The following is a 13,361-nucleotide window of genomic DNA, read 5'->3' as shown; positions in this document are numbered from 1 at the left end:
GACCACGTTTCTCGGACAAGAAATGAACTTAGACGGCTCAATCAGCCGGAATGTCAGTATATCTTTAACTGCGTTCCGTCGCCGGTGGCGCCGGGGAGCTCTGGGGGAGCTCTGTTCAACCAGCTAAGTGGTTGATTTAAATGGTCGGAATGGCCGGATTCGAACCGACGACCCCTTGACCCCCAGTCAAGTGCGCTACCGGGCTGCGCTACATTCCGTTCCGAGGGAAGGCCTATATTCTCAGGCGTGCAGGTGCAAGGAGAAAATGGAGAGTGGGAAACAAAATAGGGGATAGGACCCGCAGCGAGACCACGCGAAGTCTTTGTGGGATGCGTTCGGAGATACAGTCGCGCGAACGTGATGTTTTCGAGGTGCGTGCGCATATTGCCGGCAGAGGCCTGAGGCCTATCTTCTGACGTACGGAAGGAGATATCCATGAAAAAAATCATCATTGCGCTTGTGTCGCTTGTGACGGCGTTCTCCGGCATCGGTCCCGCGAGCGCCATGCCGCTATCCAAGGTTCAGCCCGTACAGACGAATTCGGACGTGCAGCAGGTTCGCGACCGCGACCGTATCATCATGCGCCGCCATGGCGGGCGTGACTGGCACGGCGGCAGGAACTGGCGTGGCGACCGGAACTGGCGTGGACACAGGAACTGGCGAGCAGATCGCAATTGGCGTTACGATCGTCGTTACCGCGATCGTCGCTACTATCGCGACCGCGGTATCGGCGTGCCTCTCGGTGCTTTCGCTGCCGGTGCGATCATCGGCGGCGCACTGAACGCGCAGCCGCGATATGCACGGCCGGCCTACACCCGGACGTATGGCGGCAACTCGCACGTTGCATGGTGCCAGGCCCGCTATCGTTCGTACCGAGCCTACGACAACACGTTCCAGCCGTATAACGGCCCGCGTCGTCAGTGCAATTCGCCGTATTGAGGCGGTAGCGCGACTGCAGGATGAAGCGGAAAAGCCCACGTGAACCGTGGGCTTTTTGCTTTGCAGACGTGTCAGTATCGCGCCTCGTTGCGTTTGGCTCCCGCTCTCTCGACACGCTGCTGACCCGTCCGGCCGTCAGCGGCGCGTGCCGAGCATCTTGTAGATGGCTTCGGTCTTGTCGATCATGACATCGAGGGCGAAGCGGGCGCGGGCGTGGTCGGCGGCTGCGCGGAAGGACTGGTATTTGGCGGGTTCTGCGAGCGTTATCATGGCGCTGGCGAGCTTGGTGGCGTCACCGTCATTGGGAACGATGATGCCCGTCTCGCCTTCCTCCACGGCCGTCGTCGCACCGCCGACAGCGGTGGAGATGATCGGCCGACCGGCGGCTGCGGCCTCGAGCATGACATAGGACATGGCTTCGTAGCGGCTTGGCATGACGAGGCAGTCGAAGGCGGGGATGGCCTGCGGGCCTGAGAAGGCGGATGTCAGGTGGATGCGGCTTTGCAGGCCGCTTGCGGCGATGGCGGCACGTACGGGCGCATCCTGCTCCCCAAAGCCGATCATGATCAAATGGGCTTCCGGCAGCTTTGCCGCCGCATGTCGGAAGGCTTCGATCAGGCGCTCGGGCGCCTTCTGGTGCGATAGCCGGCCGACGAAGCCGAAGACGAAGGTTTCCGGCGTGATGCCGAAGCTCGCCCGCACCGTCATCGCCATGTCCTTCACAGGCTGCGAAACGCCGTTGACGATCACCGACATCCGATTCTCTGGAATGCCGAGCGTGATGGCGTGGCGATATTCGTCCTCGGAGACGCAGATGAGGTGGTCCGTCAGGAATCGGCCCAGAAACGTCTCGACCGAGCCGAACAGCTTGCGGCCGGTGGAGCCGAGCGTGGGGTCCATCGTGCGAAACGCATGGGGCGTGTAGATCCGCGGCACATGCCGGCCAGGCAGGCGGAGGCGGGCAAGCGCTCCAGCCTTGGAGCTGTGGCCATGGACGATATCGAACCCGCCACGGGAGATAATGCGATGGAGCTTTTTCCACGAAGCAATATCGGCGCGGCCGGGCGAACGCGTCATCTCGACCTTGTGGATTGCGGGGAGGCCGAGCGACTTGAGTTCGCGCACGAAGCTTTCCTCGGCGCGAAGCGGGGAGAAAACGGCTTCGACGCGGTGGCCTCGCCGCGACAGGCCGTGGCAGAGATCGAGGAAGTGGCGACCCGAACCGCCGCCGGAGGGTTCCAGCACCTGGAGGATCGACAGCGAAGCGCGATCCGCATCGGTTTGCAGGCGTCCGGCTGCCGGCGCCGTTGATCCATCTTGCCCGCCGGTTCTGTCGGTCGCCTGCATCTCGGTCGCCTTGGTTTCCGTCGTCGAGGTCGGGGTGGTCATACGTGTCGATCGCGATGGCGTGTCAGGCCGCTGCGCCTTCTGAAGTCGTTTCGCGCAGGCCCTGTGCCTGCGACCGTCTGCTGTAGCGGTATTCGAGCGCGCCGCAACCCCAGATGATGCCGAGAAGCAGATAGAAATGACGCCAATGATCCGTATCGATCACATTTCCAATCCCGACATGCCCCAGGAGCACGATCCAGGCAATCATCATATAGGGTTGCCACGGTCGGTCCAGCAGCATGAAGCGGAAACCGATGGAGAGCGTCCAGACGATGAGCGTCACGTAGGAGACGAAACCGAGCCAGCCGTACGAGGTCAACGTCTTCAGCCAGATATTGTGCTCATCCTCCGGGAAGATCTTGGAGAACATCATGGGGCCGATGCCGAGCGGCTTTTCCATCGACATCAGGAAGCCGATGCGGTGGCGCTCGAATCGGCCGAGGTGGCCACCATCATAATCCTGAACCAGCTGGGTCCGGTTGGAAAACAGGTCTGCGACCTGGGGGATCTGCAGAGCCACGACCAGCGATGTCACCATGAGCATCACACCGCCAAGCGCGATGACGAAAATCTTCAGGCGGAAGGCGCCCGTCCGCTCCTTCAGGAGCATGATGAAAACGAGCATGCAGGCGGAAAAGAGATAGAGCGCCCAGGCAGCGCGGGAGAAGGACAGGAACAGGCCGAACGCCATGACGAGGATGCCGAGCGCGCGGAGCGGCAGGTCGATCAGCCGACCTTTGAGCACCCCGTGGATGAGGTAGAGGGATGGTGCGACCAGGAAGGGGCCGAAGACGTTCGGATCCTGAAAAGCGCCCATGGCGCGGTCGTAGCGGGTGAAAGCTTCGCCGCCCGGAATCGCGCCGAAATAGCCAAGAATGCCGAGGGTGGCCGTGCCGACGCCGGCGGCGACCCAGGCTCTGAACATCAGCTTCAGCCGTTCGTGACGCGCCTCGATGATGGCGGCGTAGAAGATCGAGGTGATCGCGAGGAAGCCCGAGATCGCCATGTACATCGGCGCGACGTCGAGATCGTCCATGACGGTCAGAGACAAGATGCCGCCTGTCATGAAGAGAACCAGAAGCGTGAAGAGCGGTGCCGTCGAGCGCGAAATGCGCAGGCCGCAGAACGCCCAGACGCCGATGAGACCCGCGACGAACAGCTCGTGCGGCGCCGGCTCGACAATGACGAAGCCCTGAAGAAACACGCCGAAGGCAACGGCCATCGAACCGAGAACTGCGAACGCAGCCAGCTGCGGCCGGAACACGCCGGCAGGGGCGACGATCGTGCTCAATATGCGTTTTCCGTGTTGAGAAGGCGGATGGGCGTGAGGAACAGGATCTTCAGATCGAACCAGAGCGACCAGTTCTCGATGTAGTGCAGATCGAAGGCTGTGCGAAACCGGATCTTCTCGTCATTGTCGATCTCGCCGCGCCAGCCGTTGATCTGCGCCCAGCCGGTGACGCCGGGCTTTACGCGGTGGCGGGCGAAATAGCCCTCGACCACATCGCTGTAGTTCCGGTCGGCGGTCTGCGCGGCGACGGCGTGGGGGCGCGGGCCGACGAGCGACAGCTGTCCGCGCAGCACGTTGAAGATCTGCGGAAGCTCGTCGATGGAGGATTTGCGCAGGAAGCGGCCGACGGGCGTTACCCGGGGATCGCCTTTGGTGACGGCGTTGCGGGCGCTGGGATCGCTCATGTCGGTATACATCGAGCGGAACTTGTAGACCTCGATCTGCTCGTTGTTGAAGCCGTGACGCATCTGCTTGAAGATGATCGGGCCGGAGGAGGTCAGCTTGACGGCAAGCGCCGCGCCGATGAAAACTGGCCAGAGCAGCACGAGCGCCACGATGCTGAAAACGACGTCGAAGATGCGCTTCGCAACCCAATCCCAGTCGGCAATCGGCTTGTCGAAGATATCGAGCATCGGCACCTGGCCGACGTGGGAATAGCTGCGCGGGCGAAAACGGAGGTTGGCGGCGTGGGCGGCCAACCGGATGTCCACGGGCAGGATCCAGAGCTTCTTCAGCAGATCGAGAATGCGCCGCTCGGCCGATAGCGGCAGGGCTATGATCAGCATGTCGATACGCGCAAGGCGGGCGAATTCGATGAGTTCGGCAAAGGTGCCGAGCTTGGGATATCCGGCAATGATATTCGGCGAACGACGCTCGTCGCGATCGTCGAAGATGCCGCAGATCCGGATGTCGTTGTCGGTCTGCTGTTCGAGGACGCGGATGAGATCCTTAGCGGGCTGGCCGCCTCCGACAATGACGACGCGGCGCTCCATCATGCCGTTGCGCGCCCAGCGCCGGATGGAAAAGGCGATGACGGCCCGCTCGATGAGGAGAAAGCCCGTCCCGGCGAGGAACCAGATGCCGAAGGAGAGGCGGGAATAGGCGTCGCCGGTCTTCAGGAAGAACATGACGATGGTAATGACGCCGAAGCCGAGCGTCCAGGCGCCCAGCAGGCGCGGCAACGCACGCGGCACCGAGCGCAGGATCGGAATCTGGTAGCCGTCGGAGAACTGCAGAAAGACGACCGTGAGAGCCGAGCTGGCGGCGAGCATAACGCAATATTCGACCCAGCGACCGAACTCCGGGGCCACATAGAGGCTGTTGATGATGTAGCCGATAATGAACAGTGCCGCGAATTCGAACAGGCGAAGGCAGCCGAGCACCATAGCGGGAGAGTAGGTGTCGGTGCGGAACTGCGCCGCGATCCGCCGCGCCAGCGGGTTGAGTTCCCTGCGCGTCTCGGCCGGGCGCACCTCGTCGCGCGAGATCGTCCGGATTTCCGAAATCTGCCGGCGCAAAGCTTCTGGGTCGAAGGTTTCCGGCTTCTCGATCTGGTTCATGATGCTGCCCATCCTGCCGTTGGCTCGAAAAGACTTAGCAGGGATGACCTAAGAAACGTTTACAGCAGTGCCTGCAATCCGACCCGTTCCGAAATGGGTTAAGAGAAATAGCTTCGTAATTTCAACAAGGTGCTGCAAAATCCGATGCGGCGTGGATGGCCGCGGTTGTAGGACGGCCGGTCATACATGCGGATCAGCCGCCGGCTTCGTTTGCCAGTCGCCGGTATAGCTGCATCATCGATCTGGCCATGGTGGCGGAGGAGAAGGTCGCCTTGAAAGCCGCCGGGTCGGGCATGGTGCGTTCGGCCCAGCCATCTTCCGTCAGCGCACGGTGCATGATGCCGGCGAGCGATTGGGCATCGTTCGGTTCGGCCAGGGCTGCGCTGTCTGCGCCGAGGATTTCCGGCGTTCCACCGACACGCGCGGCAATGACGGGGCGTCCGGCCGCGATGGCTTCCAGAACGATATAGGGCATCGATTCGGCTCGCGAGGGCACGACGACGAAGCGCGCGCGGGCGAAGGCCTCCCGGGCCGGCATCGCAGGCGCCATGGCGATCCGCTGTCCCAGCCCGCGGTGGAGTTTCATGCGCAGATAGTCTTCCTGCTGCGGCCCGTCGCCGATCATCATGGCGCTGAGCGGTCGGCCGGCGAGACGCTCCGTGTGTCCCAGCGCATCGATGAAGATGTCGGGACCCTTCATGTCGCGCAGCATGCCGATATAGAGGAAGTCGACGGCGTCAGGTGCCGGCTCTACGGGCGTGAACTCGGCGTCTTCGACACCGTTGTAGATCGTCTCTGCGAGCGGGCGGGGATGGCCGACCTTTGTCTCGTAGGTTCGCCGCTCGAAGTCGCAGACGAAGACGAGCGCGTCCGTCGCATGCTCCTGAAAGCGCTCCAGCGAGAGAATGCCTTTTCCCTGGAGAGACTTACGGTCGTAATGCAGGCTGCCCCCATGGGGCGAGTAGAGACGGGCGACGTGGGAACCGTTGATCCTCAACACCGTACCGATCATGCGGGCGAGGGCGCCGCCTTTGGCCCCGTGGCCGTGAAGGATGTCCGGCTTGAGCTGCCGCAGTTCCTTGTAGCTCGTCCACAGCGCCTTGGCATCCGAGGGGCCTATGGAGCGGCGGATCGGCAGGCGCACGAGCCCGAGAGCCAGATGCGGCTGGATCTCTTCGAAGAGACGTTCCTCGTGAGGCCCACCCGTGGAACTGTCGCAGAGAATGCCGACCTGATGGCCTTGGGCTGCGTGGGCGGCCGCAAGGTCACGCACATGCCGGAAGATGCCGCCCACCGGCGAACGGAAGCAATGGATGATCCGAAGTGGCCTGCCTTGCGACGAGGGCTCGACGGACGCTGGTGAAAACGGCGTGGATTCTGAAAGCATGGTCTCAGAACAGTCGTTCACGAACATAGACGGTGTCGCCCGCCATGATCGGATCGGAAATCGAAACGCGGCCGGTGATGATGCGCCCGTTGATCTTACGGGTCACATCCACCGTCCGCTGATTGGCGCGCGGCGAGAAGCCGCCGGCAACCGCGATCGCGTTCTGTACCGTCATGCCGGGCACGTAGGAATACTGACCGGATTGACCCACTTCGCCCATGATAAAGACGGAGCGATAGCGATCGACCTCGATCGTCACGTCGGGATCGCGCAGGTAACCGGCGCGCAGTTTCTGCGCGATCATGGTTTCCATCTCGCTCAGCGTATGACCGCGTGATGGGACCGAACCAATGAGCGGAAAGGCGACGTAGCCAGCCTGATCGACGGTGTAGGAACCGGTGAGGCCCGCCTGCTCGAAGACGCTGATGCGCAGGCGGTCGCCGCTATCCAGCCGGTAGGGCTGAATGGTGGCCTCGCTGAAGGCGCGAGGTGCGGGCTCGTAGCTGCTGCACCCGGCTATCGTGATCGACAGCAGGGCGATACCCAAGGCCAGACCTGACTTCAATCGTGCGAAGGTCATGCGATTCTCGCGTTTCAAGGATCAACGTGATGCCGTTATCGATCTGTTAGGGTTAACAGGCGGTAAAGGGACCCGGCAATCAGCATGAATATTGAATCGCTAAAATAGTATAAAGAAAGGTCTCTGCCACCCACGCGTTAACGCTCGGGTTACCATCTTTCTTTACCTTGCACCCCAACAATGCTCGTTTGCAGGTGCGTGGATGTCAGGCTTTAGCGGCAGTCAACAGGACGTGGATATCGACCTTGGAGGTCTGTTCCGTGCGATCTGGCGTCGCCGGACGCGGGTTCTCCTGACCACCGTGGCCGTCGCGGCGCTCGCCTTTACCGCAGCGCATATGATTTCCCCGCGCTACGACAGCGAAACACGATTGCTGATCGAGCCACGCGAGCCGGAATTCAGCTCGACGACGCTGCAACCATCTGCGGCGAGCGCGACGTCCTTCGACGAGCCGGGCATTTCGAGTGAAGTGCAGTTGCTGCGCTCTGTGGACCTGATCAAACAGGTGGCGCGCAACATGCGCCTGCACGAGTTGAAGGAGTTCGACCCCACGGCCGACCCGTCCGCCGTCTCCGATATCCTCGTGATGCTCGGTCTCAAGCGCAATCCGCTCGATATGCCACCCGAGGAGAGGGTGCTGAAGGAGTTTCAGGATAAGCTGCAGGTCTATCAGGTCGAGAAGTCGCGCGTCATCGGCATCCAGTTCACGTCCAAGGATCGCGCACTCTCCGCCGCCATTCCCAACGAGATGGCGAAAATCTATCTCGCTCTGAAGGCCGGCGCAAAGCTCGATTCCAACACCGAGGCCAGCCGATGGCTGGAGCCGGAGATCGCGAACCTCAGGGAAAAGGTGCGTGCGGCGGAAGGGAAGATCGCGGAATACCGCTCCAGCGCCGACCTGCTGCCCTCCGGCGACAGCGGCTCGTTTGCCACGCGCCAACTGACGGATATCTCCACGGAGCTTGCCCGCGTGCGCGGCGAGCGGGCGACGGCCGAGGCGCGAGCCGAAAATGTCCGCGCGGCCTTGTCGAGCGGCCGTGGCGCCGAGACGCTGAACGAAGTCGTGGGCTCCGCGATGATCCAGCGACTGAAAGAATCGGAATCCCAGATCCAGAACCAGACGGCCGACCTGTCGACCACGCTGCTCGACGGCCATCCCCGCATCAAGGCGCTGCGGTCGCAGCTGACGGGCATCCGCGAGCAGATCCGCGAGGAGACGCAGAAAATCCTGGCGAGCCTCGAGAACGAGGCAAAGGTCGGCGAACTCCGGGAGCGCCAGCTGACCCAGCAGATGAACACGCTGAAAGCGTCTTCCGCCAAAGCCGGCGAAGACGAAGTCGGTCTGCGCGCGCTGGAACGCGAAGCCGCCGCCCAGCGGCAATTGCTGGAAACCTACCTCTCGCGGTATCGCGAGGCGAGCTCCCGCACCGGCGCCAGCGCCGCGCCCGCCGATGCACGCGTGATCTCCAGCGCTGTCGAGCCGACGGAAGCGAGCTTCCCGAAGATCCTGCCGATCACCGTCGTTGCGGCGATGGCGGCATTTCTGCTGAGCTGCGTCGTCATCATGCTGCAGGAGCTTTTCAGCGGCCGCGCCCTGCGCCCGGTCGGTGCGCCCGTGCCGGCGCCGCTTGCCGTCTCCACGCAACCGGTGCCGCCGGTACCGCCGAATACGCCGGAGCCGAACAAGCGCGGCTGGGGTTTCCGCAGGCAGGCTGCGACCGTTCAGGGCGTGCGCCAGGGGGCAGAGCCCGCAGCCGCCCGAGGCATCGCCGTTGCCTCCGCCTTCGACGCGAGGGAACAGGACGTGGCGACCGATGTGCCGCTCGACGGCTTCTTCGTGGAGAACGTGGCTGCCGCGTTGATCGTCGACCGCATACCGCTCGCCTTTATCGTATCCCCCACGGGCGACGCCGGTTCCACCCAGACGGTGGCACTGGCGCGGATGGTTTCGGAAGAGGGGCGGCGCGTCGTGCTGGTCGATCTCACGGCATCCGGTTGCCCGACGGACCTGATGGCGTTGTCGGCAAACATGCCAGGGATTACCGATCTGCTCGCCGACGACATCGCCTTTGCCGATGCGCTGCATGCGGACCGCGGCTCGGATGCGCATATCGTTCCGCGCGGCAACGCCGATCCGGCGGTGGCCATGCAGGCGATGGACCGCCTCCAGATTGTCATCGAAGCCCTGACGGATGCCTACGATCTCGTGCTGGTCGAATGTGCGGATGCCGATGCCGAGGCGGTGTCGCGTCTTGCGCGGGCCAACGATGTCGAGATCATCTTCTCGGTTCCCGAGGTTTCGGCCGAGGACATCGTCGAGATCATCACGGAATTTGCGGAGGCCGGTTACGACCACATCCACATCATGGATGCGCGGCTCGCCGGCCAGCCGCTGCCGGAACCGGACCGCCGCGCCGCCTGAGGCGCATTCAGTCCGCCTCGACGTCCGTCGATGCCGGAGATATCTTGCCCTGATGCTTCTGCCGGAACCGCTGCACGGCGGCATAAACACTGCGATTGGACTTGATGGCGCGTTTGGTGCGCACGATCAGCCGGTGGACGCCGGCAGCAAGACGGCCACGAACTGTCAGCGGCAGGACGATATCGTGATGGGGCGTTTCGACCGTGCACCACGAGCGCTTGTAGGGCTGGTCGCCGATCCCGAAATCGAACAGACGCACCCCTTCGCTGCAGGCGCGTTCGATGATCCTGTAGAACAGAAGTTCGCCGGGGCTCGCATCTGCGGCGAGCGTCTCATCGATCGAACCGAACTGGCAGATCATGTGGTCGCCCTTGCGCGAGACGCCTGCAATCGCAACGATACGACTGTCGGCGTCGCTGCGAAGGCGTAGAGCGTGCAGGGATAGTGGCCTGTTTTCGAGCGTTCCGTCCTGTGAGATGGCGGCGCGCAGGAAGGCCTGCGTCGAAGCGTCCCGGAAAACGTTCGGCAAGCCCAATGCTTCGAACCGTGCCGCTTTCTGGGCGAGAAAGACGTCGAGTATCGCGCGGCGCTCATCGAGGCTGTCGGCAATGATGTAGTCGTAGCCGCCATAGCTCTCCATGCGCCGTTCGGACACACGGAACTTCTTGCGCCGGCGCTTGGCATTGATCTGCGCCAGCGTGGCTGCGAAATCCGGCAGAAGCGGAAGCTGATAGGAGGAATTCTGGTTGCGGATCGAGGGCAGGGAGGCGAGCGGATGAGGCAAGCCCCGCCATTCCAGCGGCATCTTCTCCAGCGTGATGATGTCGGCGACATGGGCCAGCTTCGCGATAAGTTCGTCAAGGATGAACGCCGCCAGTTTCTCGGGGGGCAAGCCGCCCAGATCCTCGGCGAACAGTCCGGTATTGATGTTGCTGTGCGGGGAACCGATGAAGCGGGCCGTGCGGAACAAGCCGTTTCGCACCAGCTCCAGCGGAAGAATGAAGACCGTACGATCGCCAAGGCGGCCGCGCAGAAAAAGCGGCCTCTCGACATGAGTCATCACCCAGCTGGCGCACCAGTCGAAACTCTGATGCAGGGAAACGGTATTCGAAGCCTCCAGCTCACGCCAGTCCGCTTCAAGCGCGGACATGAGGACGTGAACGGAAACGGTGATTTCCGCCGGTTTTGCCGGCGTCATATCGCTCTCGACGGAGCTGCGCAGGCCAGCCAGCGGCACATCGATCGAAAAACTGCTGATATGGGCATTCATCACAAAAAGGCCCTCCGTCTGAAAAGCGTTGCCGGCATCTAACCCGGAAAGCCTCTGACGTTTACTTAAGCCCACGCGCATTTGCGCGGCTTCCCGGCGATATCCGAAGACGGGGTTATCGGCAGGTTAAGACATCCCGGTTCGTTACATCCAGCCTGTGGAAAGTGCCCGTGCCCAGTCCGGTCGTCCGTTTCGCTCAGCGAGACGGGCGGCCGAAGCATGGTCATAGGCGACGAGCCGGAAGCTGACGTCCGCTTTGCCCTGCCCGGTTTTGTCGATCACGGCGTAGGACGCATGCGGCGTGCCGGTTTCCACCTTGTGCGCCACGGGTTCATCGTCCTCATAGGCAGGGCAGCCGACGCTTCCGGGGTTGAGCACGATGCGGCCGTCGGACAGCGTGACGAGGCGCGGGATATGCGTGTGGGCGCAGAGGAGCACGGACGCCATGACGCCGGCCCCCAGACGCTCGATACGTGACGCATCCGAGCGGTGCACGATGCCCTCCGGCGTCAGGTCCTCCAGCCAGTAGACGAGATCGCTTTCCGGTGTGCCATGGCAGAGGAAGAGACCGTGCTCGTCCATGTGCCGCGTCGGCGCAAGCGTGCGCAACCAGGCGAAATGATGATCAGAGAGGGCGGCATGCGTGAAGCGATCGGTCGCGATCATCTCGTCAGGGGCGAGCGTGATCAGCGCGCGGTCGTGATTGCCGCGAATGGAAACGATGTCGCGTGCCATCAGGAGATCGGCGGTGCTGGCCGGATCGATCGGGCCGCTGAGGTGATCGCCGAGATTGACGATGTCACGGATGCCCTGACGGTCGATATCGGCGAGCACGGCCTCGAGTGCCGGTGCATTGCCGTGGATGTCAGCGATGACGGCGATCTTCATGAGCGGTGGTTTCCTTTACCCGGCGCGTCAGCGCGGTTTGGCGGGCTTCTCCATCCACTTGATGATCAGCATGGCCGGCAGCACCCAGAGAAGACCTGTGAAGAAGAAGTAGAGAAGATGCACCCACCAGGGAGACGCGCCGAGCAGCAGTTCGGCAAAGGTGGTGGCGATAAGAGCATAGGAGATGACGAGGACGATGATGAGGATCGTCCCGATCAGCTTGCGAAGGCGCACCGGCATTGTCTCAATCTCCTCCAGAAGCATTCGGCATGTGACAGACGCGATCACATTGATGACAACAGGGCTGAACGCGGCCACAGCCGCGACCGCATGCCGCAAAGTCCCTCCTTGTCATGCCTGCCTGACTGATGCAAATCAACGCTGTACCGGAAGACACCCTTCTTTCTGTCTCCGGCGACCGCCAGCAAGGCGAACGGAGCAGTGCGATGACCAGTGCCAAGCCAATGATGCCCTCGGCAATGACGGAACAACGGCTGATGCGAGAGATGGATCTCGCCCGGCGCAACCGTCGCCAGATCCGCATCTGGCTGGGCGTCGTCGTCTTCGCATTGTTCGCGCTGGTTCTCGTCGGCGGTGCGACGCGGCTGACCGAATCGGGCCTTTCCATTACCGAATGGAAGCCGATCCACGGTGTCATTCCGCCGCTGTCGGAGGCCGAGTGGGAGGAGGAATTCACGCTTTACAAGCAGATCCCGCAATATTCGCAGATGAACAGCGACATGACGGTCGAGGGCTTCAAGACCATCTTCTGGTGGGAATGGGCGCACCGGGCTCTGGCGCGCTCCATCGGCGTCATCTTCGCTCTGCCGCTCGCCTTCTTCTGGCTGACGGGCCGTATCGAGCGGCGGCTGAAACTGCCGCTTCTCGGCATTCTCGCCCTCGGCGGCTTTCAGGGCTTCATTGGCTGGTGGATGGTTTCATCCGGTCTCGTCAACCGTACGGATGTGAGCCAGTATCGGCTGGCGACCCATCTGATCATCGCCTGTCTGATCTTCTCCGCCTGTCTGTGGATCATGCGGGGCCTCTCGCCGCACCGTGATGACGCGCCACCGACACGCTATTCGATTCTGGTTGCGGCCGGTATCGCCCTGATGGCGCTGTTCCAGATCTATCTCGGTGCTCTTGTTGCCGGTCTGGATGCGGGCCTCAGCTACAATACCTGGCCGCTGATGGATGGGGCACTGGTGCCCGGCGACCTCTTCATCCAGAGCCCCGGCTGGCGCAATCTTTTCGAGAACCCGAAGACCGTGCAGTTCGCTCACCGCTGCGGCGCCTATGTCCTGCTTGCGCTGGTCGTGGTCCACATGATCGCCAATCTGCGTCTGGCGCCGCATTCCACCCACGCCCGCCGCTCCGTCGTTCTCGCCTGTCTGGTCCTGATGCAAGCATCGATCGGCATCATGACGCTGATTCTGCAGGTGCCGATCGTCTGGGGCGTCGCGCATCAAGCAGGCGCGCTCCTCGTACTCGGCTTCGCCATTGCGCACTGGCGCGGCTTCGCCGGCGAATATCCACCGGAAACGCGAATGGTGCGGGGGTAGCCGTCTCCGCAGAAAAAACGCCCCGGTGCCGCTTGGGCTCCGAGGCGATCAGACGTGCGGTGGCCGAAGACGGA

At 62.6% G+C, this 13,361-nt stretch carries 11 protein-coding genes and 1 tRNA gene; 3 read left to right on the top strand and 9 right to left on the bottom strand.

Annotation, left to right across the window (positions count from 1 at the left end; all coding sequences use genetic code 11):
• Positions 1-141: 141 nt before the first annotated feature.
• Positions 142-218, bottom strand: a tRNA-Pro gene (locus BSG19_RS11630).
• A 217-nt stretch (positions 219-435) separates the two neighbouring features.
• Between BSG19_RS11630 and BSG19_RS11625 the strand changes: the two genes are divergently transcribed.
• On the top strand, positions 436-939 hold the full coding sequence (locus tag BSG19_RS11625) for a BA14K family protein (RefSeq protein WP_092987953.1): 504 nt from the start codon (positions 436-438) through the stop codon (positions 937-939).
• 135 nt (positions 940-1,074) lie between these two features.
• Here the strand turns inward: BSG19_RS11625 and BSG19_RS11620 are convergent, their stop codons facing one another.
• From BSG19_RS11620 to BSG19_RS11600, 5 genes are all read right to left on the bottom strand, one after another.
• Entirely contained in the window at positions 1,075-2,328 is a 1,254-nt protein-coding gene (locus BSG19_RS11620) for a glycosyltransferase (protein ID WP_244529212.1), read from the bottom strand.
• A gap of 22 nt (positions 2,329-2,350) precedes the next feature.
• Complete coding sequence (locus tag BSG19_RS11615; RefSeq protein ID WP_244529211.1) at positions 2,351-3,619, bottom strand: O-antigen ligase family protein; 1,269 nt, start codon at positions 3,617-3,619, stop codon at positions 2,351-2,353.
• Positions 3,616-5,178 carry an undecaprenyl-phosphate glucose phosphotransferase gene (locus BSG19_RS11610; protein ID WP_092988467.1) on the bottom strand — a complete coding sequence of 521 codons (1,563 nt, stop codon included), beginning with the start codon at positions 5,176-5,178 and terminating at the stop codon, positions 3,616-3,618. The genes BSG19_RS11615 and BSG19_RS11610 overlap by 4 nt, the downstream gene beginning before the upstream one ends.
• Positions 5,179-5,371: 193 nt before the next feature.
• Complete coding sequence (locus tag BSG19_RS11605) at positions 5,372-6,565, bottom strand: glycosyltransferase family 4 protein (RefSeq protein ID WP_244529210.1); 1,194 nt, start codon at positions 6,563-6,565, stop codon at positions 5,372-5,374.
• Between the two features lie 4 nt (positions 6,566-6,569).
• Positions 6,570-7,145 (bottom strand): polysaccharide biosynthesis/export family protein, encoded by a 576-nt coding sequence (locus BSG19_RS11600; RefSeq protein ID WP_092987949.1) that lies wholly within the window; start codon positions 7,143-7,145, stop codon positions 6,570-6,572.
• A 202-nt stretch (positions 7,146-7,347) separates the two neighbouring features.
• Here BSG19_RS11600 and BSG19_RS11595 point away from each other — a divergent pair, with 202 nt between their 5' ends.
• Complete coding sequence (locus BSG19_RS11595; RefSeq protein WP_092987947.1) at positions 7,348-9,567, top strand: GumC family protein; 2,220 nt, start codon at positions 7,348-7,350, stop codon at positions 9,565-9,567.
• Positions 9,568-9,574: 7 nt separating this feature from the next.
• Here BSG19_RS11595 and BSG19_RS11590 read toward each other — a convergent pair whose 3' ends face one another.
• The 3 genes from BSG19_RS11590 to BSG19_RS11580 form a co-directional block, all read right to left on the bottom strand.
• A complete protein-coding gene (locus tag BSG19_RS11590) occupies positions 9,575-10,837 on the bottom strand; it encodes a GNAT family N-acetyltransferase (RefSeq protein WP_092987945.1) in 1,263 nt (420 codons plus the stop codon).
• A gap of 144 nt (positions 10,838-10,981) precedes the next feature.
• Entirely contained in the window at positions 10,982-11,725 is a 744-nt protein-coding gene (locus BSG19_RS11585; RefSeq protein ID WP_092987943.1) for a metallophosphoesterase family protein, read from the bottom strand.
• A 27-nt stretch (positions 11,726-11,752) separates the two neighbouring features.
• The gene (locus BSG19_RS11580) at positions 11,753-11,965 is read right to left on the bottom strand and encodes a DUF2842 domain-containing protein (protein WP_092988466.1); all 213 of its coding nucleotides are present in this window, start codon (positions 11,963-11,965) and stop codon (positions 11,753-11,755) included.
• Between the two features lie 224 nt (positions 11,966-12,189).
• On the opposite strand from BSG19_RS11580, the gene BSG19_RS11575 reads away from it, so the two are divergent.
• Entirely contained in the window at positions 12,190-13,287 is a 1,098-nt protein-coding gene (locus BSG19_RS11575) for a COX15/CtaA family protein (protein WP_092988465.1), read from the top strand.
• Positions 13,288-13,361 lie beyond the last annotated feature (74 nt).

This window comes from Rhizobium sp. NFR03, assembly GCF_900111275.1.
Lineage (GTDB): Bacteria > Pseudomonadota > Alphaproteobacteria > Rhizobiales > Rhizobiaceae > Ferranicluibacter.
The sequence above is the reverse complement of the archived record's forward strand: the minus strand, read 5'-3'. Positions and strand labels throughout refer to the sequence as shown.